The sequence below is a fragment of the Pseudoalteromonas sp. MelDa3 genome, from assembly GCF_002863625.1.
GTDB classification, from domain to species: domain Bacteria; phylum Pseudomonadota; class Gammaproteobacteria; order Enterobacterales; family Alteromonadaceae; genus Pseudoalteromonas; species Pseudoalteromonas arctica.
The window spans coordinates 1-22,702 of the sequence record NZ_PJBR01000010.1; the positions used below are offsets into that span (position 1 = coordinate 1).

The following is a 22,702-nucleotide window of genomic DNA, read 5'->3' on the forward strand; positions in this document are numbered from 1 at the left end:
GATAATAATTGGCATATTAATCGTATAGCTTTATATATAATCGCTAATTGGAATTACTATGTTTACTCTAAGCTTATTTTTACTCTCTCCTATTGCCGCTATTTGCACAGCAGCTTTATTACTGCTGTGCGAAAGATACATAAAAGCAATTTAGGGGAAATTAAATGATTAAAGATACCAGCGCACAAGACGTACAAGTAAAGGCACCTATAAGCTATAAAAAATACGCGATAATCACTGCGATTGTTTTCATTGTGGTCTCTGCAATTGCTTATATTTTTTTAACGAGCCATAGCGCTAAAAGCTCTATTAGCCGCTCAAAAGTACAGATTGCAAAAGTACATGTTAAAGCGCTCATTCGAGACATTGCCGCCAGTGGTAAAATTGTTGCTGCTAATGCTCCTAAAATCTACAGTCCAGAACGTGGATTTATAGATTTAAAAGTAAAGGCCGGCGATACAGTAAAGCAAGGCGACACACTTGCCCTGCTGCAAAGCCCTGAGTTAACTAATGAATTGAAGCAACAGGAGTCTGTACTTAAAAGACTTGAAGGCGAACAGCAAAGGCAACATTTGCAAGCAAGACGCCAAACACTCACCTTAAATAAAACACTCGATATGGCACAAGTCGAGCTTAACGCCGCTGAGCGCGAAAATCGTCGCGCACAGTTATCAATACAAAAGCACTTAATTAGCCAAATTGATCTAGAAAAAGCAGTTGATGATTTATCCCGAGCTAAGCTCTCCTATAAGCATGCGCAGCAAGAGGTATTGCTTGCCAAAGACACGCTCGCTTTTGAACTACAAGCTGCTAAAAGTGATGTAACCCGCCAACAACTTATTGTTGATGACTTAATCCGAAAAGTAAGCAACCTATCTATTAAAGCTACCGTTACAGGGATCGTGGGTAACCTATTAGTGCAACAAAAAGCCGCAGTGACGCAAAGCCAACCTCTTATGACTCTCGTCGACTTAAGTAATTTTGAAGCCGAACTCCAGGTTCCTGAAAGTTACGCAAACGAATTAGGGCTCGGTATGGAAGTAGAGCTTAAGTTAGGCAATGAAACAGTGATGGGGAATTTATCCGCCATATCACCAGAAGTTAATAATCGTGAAGTAACAGCACGCGTCCGGTTTAAAGGTGTTACTAACAACATTCGTCAGAACCAACGCTTAACTGCACGTATTTTACTCGACAACCGAGAAGGTGTAATGCAAGTAAAGCGTGGTGCATTTATGCAGCAAGGCGGAATTATAGCTTATAAGGTAGAAGGCAATATTGCAAAGCGTATACCTATTACAATAGGCGCCACCAGCATTAATGCGGTTGAGCTTTTAAGCGGACTAAAAGAAAACGATGAAATTATTATTTCAAGCTACAGCGACTTTAAGCAAGCCAACACGATTTTATTAAATTAAACAGACGTTCTCAACCAACGCTGAAAATAATTAGGAACAACCATGTTACAAATGAACAATGTAAGTAAAGTATACCAAACAGAAATGGTACAAACCCATGCGCTTCGAGATTTTAATCTGCAAGTAAACGAAGGCGAATTTATTGCTGTTACTGGTCCTAGCGGCTCAGGAAAAACAACCTTTTTAAATATTGCAGGTATGCTCGAGCCTTTTAACGAAGGTGAATACCTGTTGGATGGCGTTAATGTTGGCAGCCTAAACGATAACCAACGTGCTGATTTACGTAATCAAAAAATTGGCTTTATATTCCAAGGCTTTAATTTGATCCCCGATTTAAATTTATATGAAAACATAGAAGTTCCTCTTCGCTACAGAGGGATTAAAGCAAATGAGCGAAAACGTCGAATTGAGCAATGCCTTGAACAAGTTGGTTTAGCATCTCGCGCTAAACACTTACCTCAACAACTCTCTGGTGGCCAGCAACAACGTGTGGCAATAGCCCGTGCGCTTGCTGGTAAACCTCGTTTTTTACTTGCCGATGAGCCAACAGGTAACCTTGACAGCCTAATGGCTCGCCAAGTTATGGAGTTACTTGAACAAATCAATCGCGACGGTGCCACTATTGTAATGGTAACGCATGATAGCGAATTAGCCCGCCGTGCTCCGCGTAATATTCAAGTAGTTGATGGACAACTTGCCGACTTTACGCTTTATCAGGGCGCGCAAACTATAAAAACAGCATCGGGGGTTTAACTAATGTTTATTCATTATTTAGATTTAAGTTGGCGCAGCTTCAAGCGCACCCCACTGGTTAGCTTTTTAATGGTACTTGCCATTGCGATAGGTATAGGCATAACAATGACCAGCCTTAGTGTTTATCACATGATGTCGGCCGATCCTATCCCAGAAAAAAGCAGCCAACTTTACAGTGTGCAATTACAAACAATGGACGATGGTAGTACGTGGTGGACAGAAGATAACATGCCACTGCAACTGACCTATCAAGATGCTGAGAACTTATTAAACGCACCCACGTCAGAGAAAAAAGTGGCTATGATGCGTACCGGCTTTTCAGTTTATCTGGACTCCGACAAAATAAAACCTTTTATAGGTAATGCTCGCATGACAACGCCTGACTTTTTTAGCATGTTTAATTTGTCATTTTTATACGGAGGAGCTTGGAGCAAAGAGCAAGAAAACTCAGCCGCACCTGTGGTTGTTATTACCCAAGAGATAAACGAGAAACTATTTGCAGGAAAAAACTCTGTCGGCAAGCTGATTTACTTAGATGATGCAAGCTATCAAGTAGTTGGTGTTATTAACCATTGGCCTCTCAATATTAAATATTATGATTTAAATAACGGTGCATTTAATCAAGTAGAAGAGTTATTTATGCCCTTTAGCTTAATAAAGGCAAAAGAGCTCGTAAGTTGGGGCAATAGCAATGGATGGAAACACGAAAACACACCAACCTTTGCAGATAAACTGCAATCTGAGCAAGTATGGATCCAGTTTTGGGCAGAGCTAAATACGCTTGAACAAGAACAAGCCTATCAAAATTACTTATTAGCCTACATGCAAGAACAACAAAAACGTGGTCGATTTAATCGTAAAGAACTTGAGTATAAACTTCGCGATGTAAACCAATGGATGCAATACAACAACGTCGTCACCGAAGACAATAAAATTTTAGTGGGCCTGAGCTTTATGTTCTTAGGTGTCTGCTTAGCCAATATTTTAGGTTTACTTTTAGCTAAGTTTTTACGCAGAGCGCCAGAAGTAGGTGTAAGGCGCGCATTAGGTGCTAGTAAAAGGCAAATATTTTTACAGCACTTAGTTGAGGTCGCCATGCTTGGCTTTATAGGTGGCATGCTAGGAATTGTACTAGCACAACTTGGCTTAATGGGCGTAGGGCAAAGCTACGACTACTATGAAAACTTAGCGACAATGGATTTGACCATGCTATTGAGCGCCCCATTGATTGCAATTACAACCTGCATTTTGGCTGGTTTGTACCCAGCTTGGCTAGTGTGTAAAACCAACCCTGCTATTTATCTTAAGAGCCAATAAGGGATTTAACAATGTTAGAAATAAAACCTATATTTAACGCCTTATGCCGCTCAAAGGTGGGCGCTGTATTACTGCTAATTCAAATTGCAATCACAACGGCAATAGTCAGTAATGCTGCATTTATCATTCAAGACAGAATTAGCTATTTAAACCAAGAAACGGGCTACCCTGAACAAGATATATTTAAGTTTAATGTAATGACCTTTGGTACTGATATTAACTTAAGTCAGCAGTTTGAGCTTGATGAAAGCATGCTTAGAAAAATGCCAGGCGTGGTCGATGCCGCATTAAGCAGTAGTATTCCACTATCAGGGAGTGGCAGCGCTTCGAGCTTTAATTTAAAACCTGCTCCACAAGAAGGCCTAAGTGTCAGGACCGCTTATTTTTTTATAGATGACCACGCAATTAATACCTACGGCGTTAACTTAATTGCAGGGCGAAACTTTACCGAAGATGAAGTGCTCGTTACAAACGAAATTACACAAAAGCGCACCAACGTCACTATAGTCACTAAAGCCTTACTTGATGAGCTCTACCCTGATGGAGATGGTTTAGGGAAAATAGTTTATTTTGGCGACCTACCACTTAAAATTATTGGCGTGATCGGGAAAATGAAAGGCCCGTGGCTCAAAGACAGTAAACCCGATAATCTTGCGTTTATTCCTTATATTAAAGCAGCAAGTTATGCACAAGTTGCCGTTCGTACAGAGCCTGGTCAGCGAGCAGCTGTAATGAAAGAAATAGAAAATACTATGCTCGAAAATTACAGCAAACGCGTTATTAATAACATTAAAGGACTTGATGAATTAAAAAATGAGTATACCGCTCAAGATCGCCTCATGATGCGCATGCTCATAGTATTAATCACTATTTTAGTGCTTATAACCGCTCTCGGTATTTTTGGCTTAACCTTATTTAATATTAGCAAACGTACTAAGCAAATTGGTACACGCAGAGCACTTGGCGCAAGAAAGTCAGCTATTGTTAGCTACTTTTTAGTAGAAAATGCATTAATTTGTAGCCTAGGTTTAGCCTTAGGTGTAGTAACAGCAATACTGCTTGGGAAAATGTTAATGCAGTATTTTTCTGTAGCTGCACTACCGCCAAGTTATATAGCCGTTACCGCCATTGCCGTATTTTTAATGAGCTTACTTGCGGTATTAGCGCCGGCTAAACGCGCTGCTAATATTTCGCCCAGTATCGCAACTCGCACTATTTAATAATATGTAAATCACTATGCTACACTGCTTAGTAAGGCAGTGTAGCCATTAAAAAATTATAAAAATAACCTATGACTCATAAAATACTCATTGTTGATGATAACCAAGCAGTACTCGACGCACTTTCGTTATTGCTCGAGATCCACGACTTTTCGGTAGTCACTGCAACAAATCCGTTTGATGCTCTGCAAATAGTTCGCTATCAGCGAATTGAGCTTGTAATTCAAGACATGAACTTTACCAGCGACACAACCTCTGGCGAAGAAGGTAAAACGTTGTTTTATGAACTACGAGAAATAAACCCACACCTCCCTATTATACTTATTACAGCCTGGACCGAACTTGCTACCGCTATTGAGCTTGTAAAAGCAGGTGCTGCCGATTACTTACCAAAACCCTGGGATGATGCAAAACTACTAGTTTGTATCAGTAACTTAATAGAGCTAGGCAGTGCTAAAAAAATAGTGGCGACACATAATCGCCATCAACAAGAGCGTGAAGGTACATTTAAAAGCGCAGACCTTGCCGGGCTAATATTTAAAAGCACGGCTATGGAACGACTGGTCACTATGGCGCTACAAGTAGCTAAATCTGATATATCTGCATTAATTACAGGCCCTAATGGAAGTGGTAAAGAGTGCATTGCGCATATCATTCAAAAAAACTCCCCACTTGTATCGCAACCTTTTATTAAGGTAAACGCAGGCGCACTACCACAAGAACTTATAGAAGCCGAACTTTTTGGCGCTGAAGCTGGCGCATACACGGGGATAACTAAACAACGTATTGGTCGATTTGAAGCAGCTGATGGCGGTACGTTATTTTTAGATGAAATTGGTAATTTACCACTTTCAGGACAAATAAAATTACTACGCGTAGTACAAACCGGCGAGTTTGAACGTTTAGGCTCAACACAAACACAAAAAGTAAATGTGCGAGTAATATCGGCTACTAACGAAAACTTACTACAAGCAATTGAACAAGGTCGATTTAGGGAAGACTTATATTATCGCCTTAATGTAATTGAACTCAATGTGCCTGCCCTTAGCGAAAGGCAAGATGATGTTTTAGCACTTATTAGCCATTTTTTACCTCACCGAGAGCTGACTATAAACACAGAGCAAGCACTTCAACATTATAAATGGCCAGGTAACGTTCGAGAGCTAGAAAATGCTTGTAAACGTGTAGCGGTGCTAAAACCAACAGGTGCGCTTACAGTCGATGACTTTGCACTTTCGTCATCGGTTACTGCTCAACAAGAAGCAAAAGCAGAACCGACCAAACAGGAAATAGAACACGCAATGCGCGCTCATCAAGGTGTTATAGCCAAAGTGGCCCGTGAATTTGGTTTAAGCCGACAAGCTCTTTATCGTCGATTACAAAAAATGGGTATTGATTATTAATGCCAAACATTATTAGCCACTTTACCCTAAGCCAAAAGGTTGTGTTAATTTGCGCACTTTGTAGCGCGCTGCCTGTTTTTATTATTGCCGCACTTAGTGGTTTTGATATGTACTACACTCTGTTTTTAATATTACTAACGCTTGCATTTAGCACCTTGCTTTCAAGAGCTCTCACCAAACCAATAAAGCTTGGCATGCAATCGCTCGAAACCGGGTTGCTTAATTTTAAAGATGGTGAGCTCTCCAGCTTACTAGCGTATAAAAGTAATGATGAACTTGGAAAACTATGCCGACTTTATAATCAAACCGCTAAACAGCTTCGCCAAGAAAAACAATGGATTTACCAGCGCGAGTTAATGCTTGATAAAGTATTGCAAAGCTCGCCGCAAGCGTTATTACTGGTCAATGATAATAATACGGTGGTATTTAGTAATTTAATTAGCCGTAGTTTATTTAATAGCGCAACCCGCCTTGAAGGTATGCAGCTAAGTAAATTGCTCGAAAATTCGCCCCTGCAATTAATAGCAGCTATAGAGCACGGTGTTGATGGCCTCTTTAATATAGAAATAGAGAATCAAGACTCGCAAACTTGGCATTTAGCCACCGGGGAGTTTTTACTCAATAACCAAAAGCATCATTTATATATATTTAAACAATTAACCCGTGAGCTTAGTCGCCAAGAAGTTGCCGTGTGGAAAAAGGTAATACGCATTATCAGCCACGAATTGAATAATTCACTCGGCCCTATGTCGTCCATGTTACACAGCGCACAATTGCTCGCAAATAAAGTTGATGAGCCCCGCCTTGCCCGTGTATTTGCAACTATTGATGAGCGAATTAGTCATTTAACTGAATTTGTACAAGGCTATGGCAAGTTTGCTAAATTACCTCAGCCACAAAAAACACGGATTAACTGGCAAAACACGCTCAATAATTTAAAAAATCACTGGCAATTTAGCTACGAAATAAAAAATTCACACAATGAATTACAAGCTGATCAAGCCCAACTCGAGCAGCTGCTCATAAACCTATTAAAAAATTCACACGAGTCAGGCTCCAACTCCAATGAAATACATATTCAGGTCGAATTTGTACCCCAAGCTTGTGTTATAAATGTGAGCGACTGCGGCAAAGGAATGAGCGAGCAAGTAATGGCAAATGCTTTAGTGCCCTTTTATTCTACAAAAAGTACGGGGAGTGGTTTAGGGCTAGCCTTATGCAGAGAAATAGCAGAAGCGCACCAGGGGCATATAAGTTTACATAACAAAATAGAGGGCGGCTTAAACGTACAAGTGAGCCTTCCTTATTCGTAAATTCACAAAAATTAAAAACAACAAAGCCACTTAAAAAGTGGCTTTGTGTTTAAAGAGCTTAATAACCTGATAGCAGGTTGAGTAATAAAATTACTCTGCGTCAGCTTCTTTATATTTAGCAGCAGTTTCTGTAATTAACGGCTGTAATTCACCGCGTTGAAACATTTCGATAATAATGTCACAACCACCAACTAACTCGCCATCTACCCATAATTGCGGGAATGTTGGCCAATTTGCGTATGCTGGAAGCTCAGCACGAATGTCTGGATTAAGTAAAATATCAACGTATGCAAATGGTTCACCACATGACATTAACGCTTGCGATGCTTGTGAAGAAAAACCACAATTTGGTAATTTTGGTGACCCTTTCATAAAAAGGATTATTGGGTTTTCTGAAATTTGCTGTTTAATTTTATCAATGGTTTCCATCTACAACCTCAAAGTAACGATAGCTAAATATATTTAGGTCTTGAAAATAACTCATCGTGACCACAAATATATAACTTAAAATGGGCAAATAAAGCCGCAATTGAAATAGTCTTTCGCAATAGCATTGCTGTTTGCTTAAACTTGAGTAAAATACTCAACAATTATAGTAACACTATATTACCGCTTGGTATAGGTAACTGCTCTGTTTCAACAGGCATTACGTATTACCAAATGGACTATCAACCAAAGAAGATGGAGATAAAAAAATGGCATTTGAACTACCGTCACTACCATATGCAATCGACGCACTTGAGCCACATATTTCAAAAGAAACACTAGAGTTTCACCATGGCAAACACCACAACACTTACGTGGTTAAGCTTAATGGTTTAATCCCTGGTACTGAGTTTGAAAACAAATCTCTAGAAGAGATCGTATGTTCATCAGAAGGCGGCGTATTTAACAACGCAGCACAAATCTGGAACCATACTTTTTACTGGAACAGCTTATCTCCAAACGGCGGCGGCGAGCCTACTGGCGCAGTTGCTGATGCAATCAACGCTAAATGGGGTTCTTTTGATGCGTTTAAAGATGCATTAAATGACAAAGCAGTAAATAACTTTGGTTCAAGCTGGACGTGGTTAGTTAAGCTTGCTGATGGTTCACTAGACATCGTTAATACATCTAACGCTGCTACACCATTAACTGATGATGGCGTTACTCCAATCCTTACAGTGGATTTATGGGAACACGCTTACTACATTGATTACCGTAACGTTCGTCCAGATTACCTTAAAGGTTTTTGGTCGCTTGTTAACTGGGAATTCGCGAACGCTAACTTCGCTTAATTAGCCTTTAAACGCTAATGTAAAAAAGACGCTTAGGCGTCTTTTTTTGTTTCTTATTTATCACACCCAAGCGCCTCATCATTTAATAAAACACTTTTAGTAACATGATCTTTTTTCACTTAAATTTTTAATTTTATTGCACAAAAATACAGATTCGTGACTAGACTTTAAAAGGTAAGCACCTTTTTACAGCGGGTTTCGGAGGTTATTATGACGATTTTTGAGCATTACCAAGCACGATACGAAGCGGCACAGGAAGAAGAATACAGTATCGCTGAATTTCTTGAGATTTGTAAAACCGATAAGTCTGCCTACGCCAGCGCACCAGAACGCCTACTCATGGCAATTGGCGAACCAAACATGGTAGATACCGCAACGGATGCACGACTAAGCCGGTTATTTTCTAATAGAGTAGTTGCGCGCTACCCTGCCTTTGCTGATTTTTATGGTATGGAAGACGCCATTGAGCAAATAGTCTCTTATTTAAAACACGCAGCCCAAGGGCTTGAAGAATGCAAACAAGTGCTTTATTTACTTGGACCTGTTGGTGGGGGTAAATCATCCATTGCCGAAAAACTAAAATATTTAATGCAACAAGTGCCTATTTATTCAATTAAAGGATCTCCGGTAAACGACCATCCTCTTGCATTATTTGACCCAATAGAGGACGCCGACGTACTTAAGCAAGAATACGGTATTAAACCGCGCTACTTAAAAACCATTATGTCCCCTTGGGCTGGCAAACGCTTAAAAGAATTCAATGGTGATATTAGCCAGTTTAGAGTGGTTAAGCGCTACCCCTCAATTTTAAACCAAATAGGCATTGCCAAAACCGAACCAGGAGATGAAAACAACCAAGATATTTCGGCGCTAGTGGGTAAGGTCGATATTCGCCAGCTTGAGCACTTTGCCCAAAACGATCCTGATGCATACGCCTACTCTGGCTCTTTATGTTTAGCTAACCAAGGGCTGATGGAATTTGTAGAAATGTTTAAAGCACCTATTAAAGTGCTGCATCCTTTACTTACCGCAACACAAGAGGGTAACTACAACGGCACAGAAGGCATTAGTGCCCTGCCCTTTAATGGCATGATCCTCGCTCACTCGAATGAGTCTGAGTGGCAAACCTTTAAAAACAATAAAAACAACGAAGCATTTTTAGACCGTGTTTATATTGTAAAAGTCCCTTATTGCTTACGTGTAACTGAAGAAATTAAAATTTACGACAAATTACTTGAGCACAGCGAGCTATACAACGCGCCATGCGCACCAGGTACACTTAAAACATTGGCGCAATTTACGACGCTATCACGTTTAAAAGAGCCAGAAAATTCAAGTATCTATTCTAAAATGCGGGTATACGATGGCGAGACCCTAAAAGACACCGACCCCAAAGCAAAATCGTATCAAGAGTATCGTGATTACGCAGGTGTTGATGAAGGTATGACGGGGCTCTCTACCCGCTTTGCGTTTAAAATTTTGTCCCGAGTGTTTAACTTTGATACCACTGAGGTTGCTGCAAATCCGGTGCATTTGTTCTATGTGCTTGAGCAACAGATAGAGCGCGAGCAATTTTCAAGTGAAATAGAAGAGCGTTATTTAAGCTTTTTAAAAGGCTATTTAATTCCACAATATGTCGAGTTTATAGGTAAAGAACTGCAAACCGCTTATTTAGAATCGTATTCAGAATACGGACAAAACATTTTTGACCGTTATGTTATTTATGCAGACTTTTGGATACAAGACCAAGAATATCGCGACCCTGATACGGGACAACTATTTGACCGTGAGGCACTTAATGCCGAACTTGAAAAAATAGAAAAGCCAGCAGGTATTTCTAACCCTAAAGATTTTCGTAATGAAATAGTGAACTTTGTATTGCGTGCCCGTGCGCATAACAACGGTAAAAACCCACTATGGACAAGCTACGAAAAACTACGCACGGTGATTGAGAAAAAAATGTTCTCTAATACCGAAGATTTACTCCCCGTAATTTCGTTTAATACTAAAACGTCTGCAGAGGATCAGCAAAAGCACGAAGACTTTGTGAACCGTATGGTCGAAAAAGGCTATACACAAAAACAAGTTCGCTTGCTTTCTGAGTGGTATTTACGGGTTAGAAAATCGCAATAACCTTCATAGTCGTAGTATATAGGAGGTCAATATGGCGCATTTTATAGATAGGCGTTTAAACGGAAAAAATAAAAGTACGCTTAATCGCCAGCGCTTTATTAGGCGCTATAAAAAACAAATTAAAGAAGCGGTTTCAGATGCGATTAACAAACGCAGTGTTACCGACTCAAGCTCTGGTGAGAGTATTTCTATTCCACAACGCGATATCAGCGAACCTACATTTCATCAAGGGCAAGGCGGGAATAGAGAACAAATTCACCCTGGTAACGATCAGTTCTCTACAGGTGATAAAATTGAGCGCCCTAAAGGCGGACAAGGCGGCGGTGCCGGTGAAGGTGACGCCAGCGATTCGGGCGAAGGACAAGATGAGTTTGTATTTTCGATATCAAAAGATGAATACCTTGATTTACTGTTTGAAGATTTAGAACTTCCTAACTTACAAGAGAACCAGCTTGATAAGTTAGTGCAAATGAAAACCCATCGCGCAGGATTTTGTAGCAACGGCATGCCAAGCAATATTGACATTGTCCGCTCATTACAAGGCTCGCTTGCACGGCGTGTTGCCATGAGTGCAGGTAAAAAACGCCGTTTAAAAGAGCTCGAAGAACAACTTGCTCTGCTGCTTGCTGGTCCACATAACGATAAAGCAGCAATTGCTTTATTACAAAAAGAAATTGCAGCATTAAAAGTGCAAATTAAGTCGGTTCCATTTATTGATAACTACGATTTACGTTTTCGTAATTACGAAAAACGCCCTCATCCCACCAGCAAAGCGGTGATGTTTTGTATTATGGATGTGTCAGGCTCAATGGATCAGCCAACAAAAGACATGGCAAAACGGTTTTATATTTTGCTCTATCAATTTTTAACACGCAGCTATAAAGACATAGACGTTGTTTATATTCGCCACCACACACAAGCAAAAGAAGTAGACGAGCAAGAGTTTTTTTATTCCCAAGAAACTGGCGGCACTATTGTTTCAAGCGCACTTAAATTAATGAACGAAATAATAAAAGAGCGTTATCACGCAAACGAGTGGAATGTATACGCCGCACAAGCCTCTGATGGCGATAACTGGGCGGACGACACCCCGCAGTGTGGTGAAATTTTACGTAATAAGCTCTTAAGCGCAGTACGCTATTTTGCTTATATTGAAATAACCACTCGTGCCCATCAAAGCCTATGGCGCGAATATGAATCCATAACACACAGCCATAATAATTTCGCCATACAGCATATTCAAAGCGTTGAAGATATCTACCCAATTTTTAGGGAGCTATTTAAAAAAGGTCGTCAGCAGCAAAACTCTGCATAGCCTAAAGCGAGGTAGCATTATGAATGATAAACGAATGAGTGATGGCCCAGATTGGACCTTTGATTTATTAGATGAGTACCAAAGTGAAATTGCCCGTGTTGCAGCTCACTACAGGTTAGACACATACCCTAATCAAATTGAAGTGATAACCGCAGAGCAAATGATGGATGCTTATTCAAGCGTTGGTATGCCTATTGGCTACAGTCATTGGTCTTACGGTAAGAAATTCATCCAAACAGAGCAAAATTACAAGCGCGGACAAATGGGTCTCGCTTACGAAATAGTGATAAATTCGGACCCTTGTATTGCGTACTTAATGGAAGAAAACACCCTACCTATGCAAGCGCTTGTAATGGCACATGCATGTTACGGACATAACTCATTTTTTAAAGGTAATTACTTATTTAAAACCTGGACAGATGCAGGTTCAATTATTGATTACTTGGTATTTGCTAAAAACTACATAAGCCGCTGTGAAGAAAAACACGGTATTACACAAGTAGAAGCCCTACTCGACTCATGTCATGCATTAATGAATTACGGAGTCGATCGCTACAAACGTCCACAACAAATATCGCTATTTGAAGAGCAAAAACGCCAACAAGAGCGTGAAGACTACCTTCAATCGCAAGTAAACGAATTATGGCGAACTATTCCCGAGCAACAGCAAGAAACCAAAAAGAAAGTACGCCATTTTCCTTCTGAACCTCAAGAAAATATTTTGTATTTTATTGAAAAAAATGCCCCATTACTCGACTCTTGGCAACGTGAAGTTATACGTATTGTTCGTAAAATTTCGCAATACTTTTACCCACAAAAGCAAACTCAAGTAATGAACGAAGGTTGGGCAACTTTTTGGCATTACACCATCCTTAATCACTTATATGATGAGGGAAAACTCACCGACTCTTTCATGTTAGAGTTTTTACAAAGCCATACCAACGTAGTTTATCAGCCACCTTATAACAGTAAGTATTATTCAGGTATCAACCCATATGCTTTAGGCTTTAATATGATGGTTGATATTCGCAGAATATGTGAGCACCCAACTGAAGAAGATAAACGCTGGTTCCCTGAATATGCAGGCAGTAATTGGCTAGATACACTGCATTTTGCAATGGAAAACTTTAAAGATGAGAGTTTTATTAGCCAGTTTTTATCGCCTAAGTTAATTCGTGATTTTAAATTATTTACTATTATTGACCATACTAATAACCCCCATTTAGAAATTGGCGCAATACATAACGACAATGGCTATAAAGCAGTAAGAGAAGCGCTCTCAGCGCAGTACAACTTGAGTAATCATGAGCCCAACATTCAAGTATATGACGTTGATATTAGAGGTGACCGTTCACTAACCCTACGCTATGTACCCCATAACAACATTCCTTTAGCAAACTCGCACAAAGAAGTGCTTAAGCATCTTTACAGATTATGGGGCTTTAAAGTAAAACTAGAGCAAGAGTCAAATTCTGGTGAGGTTTCAATGATTGGTCAATGCCCAATAGATGATTCTAGACACACAACAGAATAATGAAGGGCAATAAAATTTTCATACTGATTGGGTTTGCTCAGCAGATCGTAAAAAAACACACTATTATTTAACCCTAAATTCTGGATATAAAAAATGACGCTCAAGCGTCATTTTTTATATCTTCGTAGGCTATTACTTTATTTCGCCCTGTATTTTTAGATTGGTACAGTGCTTTATCTGCAGCCTCTATCCAGCGCTCATGATTTTTAAAATCATTACTCCTACCAGCCAGCCCTATACTTACCGTCATTGTTATTTCAAAGTGTTTATACTTCACAGGGTTAGTTTCAATCAATACCCTTAAACGCTCAGCAAACACAAAAGCGCCTTCTTTATCTGTATCAAGTAATGTCACTGCAAACTCTTCACCGCCATAACGCCCTGCAACATCAGTTTCGCGCAGCGTCGTACGTAGTAAGTTAGATAAATGACGAAGCGATTCATCACCACAGCTATGGCCATATTCATCATTTATTTTTTTAAAGTGATCAATATCAAACATTAATAATGTACTACAGCCACCACTTCGCTTAACTCTTAAAAACTCTTGGCGTAGCGTACCTTCCCAGTGTCCACGGTTTGCAAGCTGCGTTAAGCTATCTGTTTGACTTACTTGTTCTAATTTTTTGTTTAACTCTTCAAGCTCTTTTTTATTTACCGCGACATCTGTTACATCATACAAAATAATACAAATATGGCTAACTTCGCCCATCGTATTTGTAAGAGGGATAAATGTCGCATTTTGATACATGTAATCAGCTTTACCAGTAATAGGTCGATAATTTTTAAACCTAAAAATGTATGGCTGCTGCTCCCAAATCGTAAAAGAGCGGTTTTTTAAAACAAAAACCGATTCTGATTTACTTCTAAACCATTTTTCGTCTATTGCTGGAAATAAATCAAATAGGTCTTTATCTTTTACTGCGCTTGGTAGAAGCCCTGAATGGTTTTCCATAAAACCATTCCATACACACACCTTATAATCTCTATCAAGTACTACAAGGCCTACATCAACGGTATTAAACATATCCATAAGCCAATGGATCTCATTCATTTCTAAATCTGCAGCCATAACTTAATCTTCTAATAGGTAAGCAACTTTATACTTCAAAGTTTTAAGTGAATCTTCAGTAAATAACAGCATGAGGTCGCAATTTATATCATGGTTTTCAATACCGTAACTAATCTCTATAGCAAGGGTACGTTGCCAACGTGACTTGTTTGATTTAACCAGCTCAGACACATCTCTGTGTTGGCCAAGTACTATGGGGTGCCCTTGGCTAAATGACATATCGAGCTGTTTTGAAAGACCCGTTAAAATAGCGCCTATCAAAATATTACTAATATCCATAAGCAGCTCAAGTTCAATTTTATCGTTTAACTCGCCGTCATAATTCATCAAAGAAGCTATTTCTTTAAAGCTTGAATCATTTAAAAGTAATAGCGCCTCGCCCGAAATGCCACCGCCAATAAAGCCCTGGCACACACCCGATGTAGCTGCATTATTATCTATAGACTGCAGCGCCATATCGAGTTCATTAACTTCCAAAATATTCACATTAGGAATTGGTAGCTCTACGAACACATTAAGAAGGCGTGCAAGTAAATCCCCAGCCTGTCCCATAGCAACGTTAGTTAGCTCTTGGTATATATCCCGAACATCAGGGTCGACTTGCTCTCCTAGCGAATGAGAGAGACGTTCACGCATGGCTTTATCTTTAATCCCATGGTGTTCAATTATGCTGGCTAGTTTTTCGGGGGAACATGGTTTTTGAATAAAATCGATAGCACCAAGTTCAAGCACTCTTTGATGTGCACTTGGCTGTATATCACCAGAGACAACAACAGTGAGTATGTTTAGCCCCTGTTCTTTCATAGCGATTAAAACTTCATAGCCATCCATTTCAGGCATGTTTAAATCGAGAAAAAGTATTTCTGGTTCAATTAACTTTATTTGCTTTATGCAATCAACGCCGTCGAGTGCAAATTCAACTTTAATATCCCAATCTTCAGGTAATGAACGAGCTAGCTGACGCCTAGCTAATTTTGAGTCATCACATATTAGTACCGATGTTGACATATTATCTCTCTGTTTCTAAACCAGTAATGAGCATTAAAATCATTTTATGATGGTTTTTATTTTTATTATTGAAGATATATTTTGTAACTTCATGTTAATCAAAGTTTAGCACAGTTACAATTTTTATATTGCAGAACTAATCCCAACTTCATCAGAGCGGTATAATCTCTTGGTTACTATAGCGCAGTATAATACACTGACGCCCATTGCGTTAATTTAAAAGGAAATACCTTATGTTACGTTCACTTACCTTTGCTTTGAGCGCATTTTGCTCTGTGGCTATTGCAGCCGATTACCCAGAAAACACGCTAGACATAGGAAAAGTATCTGCACAAGGCAAACCAGTCACTTTATTAGGCAAAGGGATCTCTGTTGGAGATAGCGCGCCAAATTTCAAAGTAGTTGATGACAACTTCATCCCTGTAACGCTTGAGGATTACAAAGGCCAAGCTGTATTGATAAGTGTAGTGCCAAGTCTTGATACAGGTATTTGTAGCCTGCAAACTAAGCATTTCAATGAAAAAGTAGCCTCGCAATTTCCAAGTGTTGTAATGCTAACAATTAGTGCTGATTTACCATTTGCTCAAAAGCGTTTTTGCAAAGCTGAAAATATCGATAAAATCACTACGTTATCAGATTCTGTTTGGCGCGATTTTGGCCAAAAATACGGATTGATTATTAAAGATATGGGCTTATTAACGCGAACTGTATTTATTTTAGATGAAAGCCATAACGTCATTTATAAACAATTAGTTAGTAGCCTTTCAACTGAACCAGAATACAACAGCGTAATTGAGAAACTTGAAACGCTGTAAAGCCGATTAAATAGCATTGATTAAGCAATGCTAAACAGCCTTAAAACAAAAAACCGCCAATTGGCGGTTTTTTAATGTGCTTTTATAATTAACCTAAAAGCTCACCAAGTTGTGAACTAACAGCTTCAACAGCTTGTGTACCATCTAGTTTGTGGTATTGAGTATTACCAGCAGCAGCTTCTGCTTGGTAGTAATCAACTAATGGCATAGTTTGCTCGTGGTAAATACCTAAACGTTTACGTACTGTTTCTTCAGTATCGTCAGCGCGAACAATTAAGTCATCTCCAGTTTCGTTGTCTTTACCTTCCACTTTTGGTGGATTATATACAATATGGTAAACACGACCAGAACCAGGATGAACGCGACGTCCGCCCATACGTTCAACAATCACTTCGTCAGCCACGTCAAATTCAATAACGTGATCAACCACTACGCCATTTTCTTTCATCGCATCAGCTTGAGGAATTGTGCGTGGGAAGCCATCAAGTAAAAAACCTTTCTCACAATCAGCTTTAGTAATACGCTCTTTTACTAAACCAATAATAATATCGTCAGAAATTAGTTGACCAGCATCCATTACTTTTTTTGCTTCTAAGCCTAATGGCGTGCCCTCTTTAATTGCTGCACGTAACATGTCGCCAGTAGAAATTTGTGGAATACCGTATTTGTCCATTAAAAACTGAGCTTGAGTACCTTTACCTGCACCCGGCGCGCCCAAAAGAATAATGCGCATATTATTGTCCCCTAGTATGGATATTTATTTTAAAGCCTGAATTCTTCCACAAGCGCCGCCGATACTCAAGCAACTTATACTAATTGATGAGTTGTTGATGTATTTACAGCGCATTAAAAAAGGGAACATACGTTCCCTTTTATTTAAAGTATATAATTTATACTTTTATTAACTAAATAGTTAACTGACTACTTGCTTAGTTCAAGCATTAGTTTGTTTAGGCGAGTAACAAACCCAGTTGGATCTTTAAGTGTACCGCGCTCTGCAAGTAATGCTTGGTCTAATAAAACATGTGACCACTGTGAAAATTTATCTTCATCTTGTTCGTCATTCAAATGCTTAACAAGTTGATGCTCTGGGTTTAGCTCAAACACAGGTTTTGCTTCAGGGGCTGCTTGACCAACAGATTCCATTAGCTTTTGCATTTGTGAGCTCATGTCGTTGTCGTCGCTTACAACACATGCTGGAGAATCTGTTAAGCGGTGCGTAAAGCGTACTTCTTTAACGTCATCACCTAGTGCTGTTTTAATACGCTCAACAAGGCCAGCCATCTCTTTTTCAGACTCTTCTTGTGCTTTTTTAGTCTCTTCGTCGTCCAGCTTACCTAAATCTAAATCACCACGTGTGATTGACTGTAGTTGCTTATCAGCAAATTCAGTTAAGTGGCTCATCATCCACTCGTCAACACGGTCACTTAGTAACAATACTTCAATACCTTTTTTGCGGAAAATCTCTAAATGAGGAGAATTTTTCGCAGAAGTAAATGTATCAGCTACTACATAGTAAATTTTGTCTTGGTCTTCGTTCATGCGCTCAACATATTGCTCAAGCGACACATCTTGCGTTTCTGAATCCGTATGAGTAGACGAAAAACGTAGTAGCTTACATACGGCTTCTTTATTTGCCGCATCTTCAGCTGGGCCTTCTTTCATTACTTGGCCAAACTCATTCCAAAATACTTGGTAATCGTCAGCTTTATTTTTAGCCATACGCTCAAGCATTTTAATAATGCGCGATGTACACCCTTTACGAATAGCTTGCGTTACTTTGTTGTCTTGTAGAATTTCACGAGATACGTTTAGAGGTAAATCGTTTGAATCTAGTAAACCTTTCACAAAACGAAGGTAGCTTGGCATGAACTGCTCAGCATCATCCATTACAAATACACGTTGTACGTAAAGTTTTAAGCCACTTTGACGTTCACGGTTCCATAAATCAAAAGGTGCTTTTTTAGGGATGTATAAAAGGCTCGTGTATTCAGTTTTACCTTCAACCTTATTATGTGCCCAGCTAAGTGGATCTTCCCAGTCGTGGCTTACGTGCTTGTAAAACTCTTTGTATTCTTCATCAGAAAGCTCTGACTTATCACGCGTCCACAATGCAGTTGCGCGGTTAATACTTTCCCACTCACCTGGTACTGCTGGAATTTTTTCGCCGTCTTCGCCTTCAGACTCTGGTACTTCTGCTTTAAACATTTGTACCGGTGTTGAAATATGGTCTGAGTATTTAGTAACAATGCCGCGCAGGCGGTAATCGTCAGCAAATTCTTTTTCTTCATCACGAAGATGTAAAATAATGTCGGTACCACGGCCTTCTTTTTCAATTTCTTGAAGCGTGTATTCGCCTTCACCTTGAGATTCCCACTCGTAAGCAGTTGTTTCACCCGCTTTACGTGTACGAACAGTTACTAAATCGGCAACAATAAATGCTGAGTAAAAACCAACACCAAATTGACCAATTAACTGTGAATCTTTACTTTGATCCCCCGTTAAGTTTTTGAAAAACTCAGCAGTACCCGACTTTGCAATAGTACCCAATGAGCTAATTACTTCATCACGTGTCATACCAATACCATTATCAGAAATGGTAATTGTATTTGCTTCTTTATCTGCGCTAATACGAACACGTAAATCGGCATCACCTTGGTAAAGGTCGCCTTGAGATAGCGCTAAAAAGCGTAACTTGTCTGCTGCATCTGATGCGTTTGACACAAGTTCGCGTAAAAATATTTCTTTATTAGAATAAAGAGAATGAATCATTAAGTTTAGTATCTTGCCTGCGTCGGTGCCAAACTCATGTTTTGTAATGTTTTTTTCTTCTGTCATAACGTTGCCTTTTAAGCTTTTGGTACACACTTTGGTACTCATTCAAATTTTACATCGAATGCGGACCAACTAACATGAGTAGAATATTGTGCTACTTGGTGGACAATTCAAGGCCAAGTTATAAATTTCTCGTAGACTTAACGATTCGCCTACTATAACTTAATTACGCGATATTAATACAGGTAGTTTTTATATTGCTGGTTGACGACTCGATACTCTGTTAAAAGCCCTCTTAATTGAGGGCTTTTTGTTTCTAGGATGCAATACCTTCGTATTGCTCAGATAATTTAGCTAGCCCTTTGGCTGTTAGCCTTACTTGCGTAGTTATTCTTTCACTTCCATCCGGTAAAGAAATGGTCGTGATTTTATGCTCTACTAGGTTTTGCTTTATTTTTTCTTGGTATCCAAGCCAAGATGAACCTTGTCGGCGGTATATCCAATCGTGCGATTGAAGATAGTTAAACAAATCTTTTGGCCTAACCTGCAAATGCTTTGCAGCATCTGTAATGCACATACTACCTTCAGCGCCTGTGGCAATACGATCTAGCGCTTCGGCTTTTGGCTGAATAAGCTTTATTTGATCCTCTAGCCCAACCACCTTTTCGCTATAATTCAACAATAGACTTCGCATTGATGCAGGATCGTTTAATACGTCCATAGGATCTATTGCAACAGGCTTCAATTTACCTTGGCGGTAATCGATGAATACTTGGTTTACCTGCAAATGAAATGCAGGACTGATCCAGCTAGCGTAAGAAACTGCCAATAATTCATGGGCAAACGTTCCTTGGCTAGCGCCACCATTGTTTACTTTTAAGGCAGACGCCAGATTTGGCGTCTGCTCAATTTGTTTTATTAGCTCTTTTGTCGACTCTAACCTTAGCCATTTGTTTGGAGCTTTATGGCTACCTAACTCACTTGCTTTATGAAGTGCATTCAAATTAAAACGACCTTCGCTGTCGGTTACGATTTGCACACCTGCGATCACAGGTAATTGAATAACATTACTCATTGGATAGTCCTCATTGGCATTGATTCGAATTTAACTTGCATATCGCCAAGGCGATCAGATACGAGCCACAATAAATTAGAAATTTGCTCCATGGAGAACCCTTCCATGTTGTCGTTGCCTATCATAAAGTCTACGAGCGTTCTGGTTTGCGTCAACAGGCGATCAAAGTCATCATAACTGGCGTTAGTCATGATGTTTGCTTTTGCGAGTAATTCACTTTCATTTACTCGTTGTGCGTTATCTTGGTTTTTTGCTATATTAGTCATGAAGACTCTCCTTACAAATGCTTTGTTGGCTGTTTTCATTGGCCTCAACTGTTCCCGCAGTTGGGGCTTTCATTTTATTGCGCTGATTTAACTTGCTCATTCATCTTTTCCTTTATCCACATTTCAATTTGCTTGTTCTGTGAGCGGCCATTTTCTTCGGCTTGCTCTCTTATAAACTCTCGCATTTCTGATGGTATTCTTAATCCAAATATTTTGTGCTTTCTCATTGCTATTAATCCTGTTATTAATGATAGTAAAATGCAACCAGTTGGCTACCATTGATAATGTAGTAGCATTTCACTACCATGTCAATACCATCAATAAATATTGCCACCTTATGCCAAAAAGACCACCTCAAATAAATGTCAGAGTTTCCGAAGAATTAAAAGAGGCACTACATGATGCAGCTAATGTAAGTGGCCGATCAGTAAACTCCGAAATAGTTTCAAGATTAGAAAAGTCTTTTGGTGACGAAAGCGTAGATGTTGATAGTGGTAGTAATGGTTTGGCAAAACAGCTACAGGATTCTCTACTAAAACAGCAGAGGCTTATAGATGCGCATCGAACAATGACTGAGCAAATGCAGTTTATGGCTGATAAGTACGACTCATTAGTTCGCCATGTTTTACCGGCCATTTGCGAGTCTGAGGTTGTAAGACTTCAAAGAACGTTTACAACATACGGTGATAAAGATAGATTCATTGCTTTCTTTAAAGCTATACCCGACATCAGTCGTATTCTAGTTGCTGTTCGTGATGGGCATTCAAACTATAGTGCAATGACGTTCGTTATTTATAACGAGAGCCATATTTTTATCGCAGATGCTACACCCATGACGGTGGAAAGATTGCCGCGTGAGGCTGAGGTTTTAGAATTGTTTGAAGAGCTAGATAGAGTTGGGCTACTTGACGTTACCGAATGTATTTTAAGTAGGGTTGAGCAAACGAAAGATTTGATTCCGGAAAAGGCGGTTAACATTCTAGAAAATAATGACTCTCGACCTATCAGGAGGAATGTTTACGAATTTTTAAGCCTGTTTTTCCGTGAGCCAGAGCAGGTTAAGCCTGATTGGTTTGTTGACGAATGGAAAAAGTTGAATTAGTTTACCCATGAATTTGTAAGGCTTATTAGGTTGTTAAGTTTTACAGGACGTTTATCAATATAAAAAGGACGCATAATGCACCTATATAAAAAAACACTTATCAGCTCATTTGTGGCATTAACCTTGATTGGCTGCGGTGGCGGCGGGTCTGACTCTAATGGCAATGCAAGTGCTGGCGGCGATAGCTCTCAGCAGCAGCCTGTTACCTCACTGCTAAGTATTATCATCCCTAGCGCCATTGCGGAAGAAGCACCTCCAGGCACAGAAATTAAAGTTAAAATTACAGGTAACGGGGTTGACCTTGAAAAGGCTATTTTAGCTAGCGAGTCTAATGTTAGTTTCAACGATCTTGTTATAGGTGAATATACAGTAACAATCACTGTTTACTCTGGAGATACCGTTCTTGCCAGCGACACTCAAACGGTTGAGGTGACTGAGAATTCAACTGAACTAGAAGCTCAGCTAGCTTTAAATAAAGCCTCTTTAACTGTTACTCCTTTGTTTGCATCTGACTACTCGTTTTTAACAGGCGGTTTTGAAGGTGAATTTAACAAAGATGGCTGCTTAGACTTGCCTTTCAATCCTGCAAATACAGATCTTTCTATTAACGTTGCGGGGCTTGCCGCAGAGCTTGAGTTCTCATTTTTCCCTAACCCAGTGATAAAAATGACCGGTGATCTAAATGACTCCATGGGTCAGTTGCAAGGCTCGGGAACATATCAGTCATCTGATTTCACCAATGGCACTTGGACTATAAGTAAAATATTACAGCCAAGCGAAACAACGGTGTTCATTAGTGGGCAACTAGTAGATGCAACAAATGACAATTGCACTATAGATTTTGAGTACATTGGCACAAATATGGGTGGAATAGATATGGGGCTTTAATAGCCCCGACCCCAATCT

21 protein-coding genes are annotated in these 22,702 nt (G+C 39.6%); 13 read left to right on the forward strand and 8 right to left on the reverse strand.

The window, feature by feature from the left end:
* Positions 1 to 164: 164 nt before the first annotated feature.
* The 6 genes from CXF89_RS03735 (at position 165) to CXF89_RS03760 (ending at position 7,424) form a co-directional block, all read left to right on the forward strand.
* Positions 165 to 1,418, forward strand: a complete 1,254-nt coding sequence (locus CXF89_RS03735; RefSeq protein WP_121953828.1) for an efflux RND transporter periplasmic adaptor subunit — start codon at positions 165 to 167, stop codon at positions 1,416 to 1,418.
* Positions 1,419 to 1,460: 42 nt separating this feature from the next.
* Positions 1,461 to 2,171, forward strand: coding sequence for an ABC transporter ATP-binding protein (locus tag CXF89_RS03740; RefSeq protein ID WP_024592687.1), 711 nt, complete (start codon positions 1,461 to 1,463; stop codon positions 2,169 to 2,171).
* Positions 2,172 to 2,174: 3 nt separating this feature from the next.
* Positions 2,175 to 3,488 (forward strand): ABC transporter permease, encoded by a 1,314-nt coding sequence (locus CXF89_RS03745; RefSeq protein WP_121953829.1) that lies wholly within the window; start codon positions 2,175 to 2,177, stop codon positions 3,486 to 3,488.
* 11 nt (positions 3,489 to 3,499) lie between these two features.
* The gene (locus CXF89_RS03750) at positions 3,500 to 4,708 is read left to right on the forward strand and encodes an ABC transporter permease (protein WP_024607684.1); all 1,209 of its coding nucleotides are present in this window, start codon (positions 3,500 to 3,502) and stop codon (positions 4,706 to 4,708) included.
* Between the two features lie 71 nt (positions 4,709 to 4,779).
* On the forward strand, positions 4,780 to 6,111 hold the full coding sequence (locus tag CXF89_RS03755) for a sigma-54-dependent transcriptional regulator (RefSeq protein ID WP_024590831.1): 1,332 nt from the start codon (positions 4,780 to 4,782) through the stop codon (positions 6,109 to 6,111).
* Positions 6,111 to 7,424: a sensor histidine kinase gene (locus tag CXF89_RS03760; protein ID WP_024592689.1), complete on the forward strand. Its 1,314-nt coding sequence runs from the start codon at positions 6,111 to 6,113 to the stop codon at positions 7,422 to 7,424. Before CXF89_RS03755 ends, CXF89_RS03760 begins: the two co-directional genes overlap by 1 nt.
* A 90-nt stretch (positions 7,425 to 7,514) precedes the next feature.
* On the opposite strand, the gene CXF89_RS03765 is transcribed toward CXF89_RS03760, so the two are convergent.
* The gene (locus CXF89_RS03765; RefSeq protein ID WP_004335359.1) at positions 7,515 to 7,853 is read right to left on the reverse strand and encodes a Grx4 family monothiol glutaredoxin; all 339 of its coding nucleotides are present in this window, start codon (positions 7,851 to 7,853) and stop codon (positions 7,515 to 7,517) included.
* Between the two features lie 266 nt (positions 7,854 to 8,119).
* On the opposite strand from CXF89_RS03765, the gene CXF89_RS03770 reads away from it, so the two are divergent.
* The 4 genes from CXF89_RS03770 (at position 8,120) to CXF89_RS03785 (ending at position 13,683) form a co-directional block, all read left to right on the forward strand.
* A complete protein-coding gene (locus CXF89_RS03770; RefSeq protein WP_002960323.1) occupies positions 8,120 to 8,701 on the forward strand; it encodes a superoxide dismutase in 582 nt (193 codons plus the stop codon).
* Positions 8,702 to 8,911: 210 nt separating this feature from the next.
* Positions 8,912 to 10,834, forward strand: a complete 1,923-nt coding sequence (locus tag CXF89_RS03775) for a PrkA family serine protein kinase (RefSeq protein ID WP_010553401.1) — start codon at positions 8,912 to 8,914, stop codon at positions 10,832 to 10,834.
* 31 nt (positions 10,835 to 10,865) lie between these two features.
* Positions 10,866 to 12,149 carry a YeaH/YhbH family protein gene (locus CXF89_RS03780; protein WP_121953830.1) on the forward strand — a complete coding sequence of 428 codons (1,284 nt, stop codon included), beginning with the start codon at positions 10,866 to 10,868 and terminating at the stop codon, positions 12,147 to 12,149.
* Positions 12,150 to 12,168: 19 nt separating this feature from the next.
* Positions 12,169 to 13,683: a SpoVR family protein gene (locus CXF89_RS03785; protein WP_121953831.1), complete on the forward strand. Its 1,515-nt coding sequence runs from the start codon at positions 12,169 to 12,171 to the stop codon at positions 13,681 to 13,683.
* Positions 13,684 to 13,783: 100 nt separating this feature from the next.
* On the opposite strand, the gene CXF89_RS03790 is transcribed toward CXF89_RS03785, so the two are convergent.
* Together CXF89_RS03790 and CXF89_RS03795 are read right to left on the reverse strand one after the other, a co-directional pair.
* On the reverse strand, positions 13,784 to 14,755 hold the full coding sequence (locus CXF89_RS03790) for a sensor domain-containing diguanylate cyclase (RefSeq protein WP_024590826.1): 972 nt from the start codon (positions 14,753 to 14,755) through the stop codon (positions 13,784 to 13,786).
* A 3-nt stretch (positions 14,756 to 14,758) separates the two neighbouring features.
* A complete protein-coding gene (locus CXF89_RS03795; RefSeq protein ID WP_007584074.1) occupies positions 14,759 to 15,763 on the reverse strand; it encodes a response regulator in 1,005 nt (334 codons plus the stop codon).
* Between the two features lie 233 nt (positions 15,764 to 15,996).
* Between CXF89_RS03795 and tpx the strand changes: the two genes are divergently transcribed.
* Positions 15,997 to 16,578, forward strand: coding sequence for a thiol peroxidase (gene tpx, locus CXF89_RS03800; protein WP_101216785.1), 582 nt, complete (start codon positions 15,997 to 15,999; stop codon positions 16,576 to 16,578).
* A gap of 88 nt (positions 16,579 to 16,666) precedes the next feature.
* On the opposite strand, the gene adk is transcribed toward tpx, so the two are convergent.
* From adk to CXF89_RS03825, 5 genes are all read right to left on the reverse strand, one after another.
* On the reverse strand, positions 16,667 to 17,311 hold the full coding sequence (gene adk / locus CXF89_RS03805; protein WP_007584076.1) for an adenylate kinase: 645 nt from the start codon (positions 17,309 to 17,311) through the stop codon (positions 16,667 to 16,669).
* Positions 17,312 to 17,499: 188 nt separating this feature from the next.
* Complete coding sequence (htpG, locus tag CXF89_RS03810; RefSeq protein WP_121953832.1) at positions 17,500 to 19,416, reverse strand: molecular chaperone HtpG; 1,917 nt, start codon at positions 19,414 to 19,416, stop codon at positions 17,500 to 17,502.
* 253 nt (positions 19,417 to 19,669) lie between these two features.
* On the reverse strand, positions 19,670 to 20,428 hold the full coding sequence (locus CXF89_RS03815) for a phage antirepressor KilAC domain-containing protein (RefSeq protein WP_121953833.1): 759 nt from the start codon (positions 20,426 to 20,428) through the stop codon (positions 19,670 to 19,672).
* Entirely contained in the window at positions 20,425 to 20,694 is a 270-nt protein-coding gene (locus tag CXF89_RS03820) for a hypothetical protein (RefSeq protein WP_121953834.1), read from the reverse strand. The genes CXF89_RS03815 and CXF89_RS03820 overlap by 4 nt, the downstream gene beginning before the upstream one ends.
* A gap of 74 nt (positions 20,695 to 20,768) precedes the next feature.
* Positions 20,769 to 20,921, reverse strand: a complete 153-nt coding sequence (locus CXF89_RS03825; RefSeq protein ID WP_121953835.1) for an Arc family DNA-binding protein — start codon at positions 20,919 to 20,921, stop codon at positions 20,769 to 20,771.
* Positions 20,922 to 20,962: 41 nt separating this feature from the next.
* On the opposite strand from CXF89_RS03825, the gene CXF89_RS03830 reads away from it, so the two are divergent.
* The gene (locus CXF89_RS03830) at positions 20,963 to 21,796 is read left to right on the forward strand and encodes an Arc family DNA-binding protein (protein ID WP_180961378.1); all 834 of its coding nucleotides are present in this window, start codon (positions 20,963 to 20,965) and stop codon (positions 21,794 to 21,796) included.
* A gap of 75 nt (positions 21,797 to 21,871) precedes the next feature.
* A complete protein-coding gene (locus CXF89_RS03835; RefSeq protein WP_121953837.1) occupies positions 21,872 to 22,684 on the forward strand; it encodes a hypothetical protein in 813 nt (270 codons plus the stop codon).
* Positions 22,685 to 22,702: the final 18 nt, after the last annotated feature.

Excerpts from the sequence above, each read along its gene's own strand:
- CXF89_RS03735 (WP_121953828.1), top strand. The coding sequence starts at position 165 with ATGATTAAAGATACCAGCGCACAAGACGTACAAGTAAAGGCACCTATA.
- CXF89_RS03740 (WP_024592687.1), top strand. The coding sequence starts at position 1,461 with ATGTTACAAATGAACAATGTAAGTAAAGTATACCAAACAGAAATGGTA.
- CXF89_RS03745 (WP_121953829.1), top strand. The coding sequence starts at position 2,175 with ATGTTTATTCATTATTTAGATTTAAGTTGGCGCAGCTTCAAGCGCACC.
- CXF89_RS03750 (WP_024607684.1), top strand. The coding sequence starts at position 3,500 with ATGTTAGAAATAAAACCTATATTTAACGCCTTATGCCGCTCAAAGGTG.
- CXF89_RS03755 (WP_024590831.1), top strand. The coding sequence starts at position 4,780 with ATGACTCATAAAATACTCATTGTTGATGATAACCAAGCAGTACTCGAC.
- CXF89_RS03760 (WP_024592689.1), top strand. The coding sequence starts at position 6,111 with ATGCCAAACATTATTAGCCACTTTACCCTAAGCCAAAAGGTTGTGTTA.
- CXF89_RS03765 (WP_004335359.1), bottom strand. The coding sequence starts at position 7,853 with ATGGAAACCATTGATAAAATTAAACAGCAAATTTCAGAAAACCCAATA.
- CXF89_RS03770 (WP_002960323.1), top strand. The coding sequence starts at position 8,120 with ATGGCATTTGAACTACCGTCACTACCATATGCAATCGACGCACTTGAG.
- CXF89_RS03775 (WP_010553401.1), top strand. The coding sequence starts at position 8,912 with ATGACGATTTTTGAGCATTACCAAGCACGATACGAAGCGGCACAGGAA.
- CXF89_RS03780 (WP_121953830.1), top strand. The coding sequence starts at position 10,866 with ATGGCGCATTTTATAGATAGGCGTTTAAACGGAAAAAATAAAAGTACG.
- CXF89_RS03785 (WP_121953831.1), top strand. The coding sequence starts at position 12,169 with ATGAATGATAAACGAATGAGTGATGGCCCAGATTGGACCTTTGATTTA.
- CXF89_RS03790 (WP_024590826.1), bottom strand. The coding sequence starts at position 14,755 with ATGGCTGCAGATTTAGAAATGAATGAGATCCATTGGCTTATGGATATG.
- CXF89_RS03795 (WP_007584074.1), bottom strand. The coding sequence starts at position 15,763 with ATGTCAACATCGGTACTAATATGTGATGACTCAAAATTAGCTAGGCGT.
- tpx (WP_101216785.1), top strand. The coding sequence starts at position 15,997 with ATGTTACGTTCACTTACCTTTGCTTTGAGCGCATTTTGCTCTGTGGCT.
- adk (WP_007584076.1), bottom strand. The coding sequence starts at position 17,311 with ATGCGCATTATTCTTTTGGGCGCGCCGGGTGCAGGTAAAGGTACTCAA.
- htpG (WP_121953832.1), bottom strand. The coding sequence starts at position 19,416 with ATGACAGAAGAAAAAAACATTACAAAACATGAGTTTGGCACCGACGCA.
- CXF89_RS03815 (WP_121953833.1), bottom strand. The coding sequence starts at position 20,428 with ATGAGTAATGTTATTCAATTACCTGTGATCGCAGGTGTGCAAATCGTA.
- CXF89_RS03820 (WP_121953834.1), bottom strand. The coding sequence starts at position 20,694 with ATGACTAATATAGCAAAAAACCAAGATAACGCACAACGAGTAAATGAA.
- CXF89_RS03825 (WP_121953835.1), bottom strand. The coding sequence starts at position 20,921 with ATGAGAAAGCACAAAATATTTGGATTAAGAATACCATCAGAAATGCGA.
- CXF89_RS03835 (WP_121953837.1), top strand. The coding sequence starts at position 21,872 with ATGCACCTATATAAAAAAACACTTATCAGCTCATTTGTGGCATTAACC.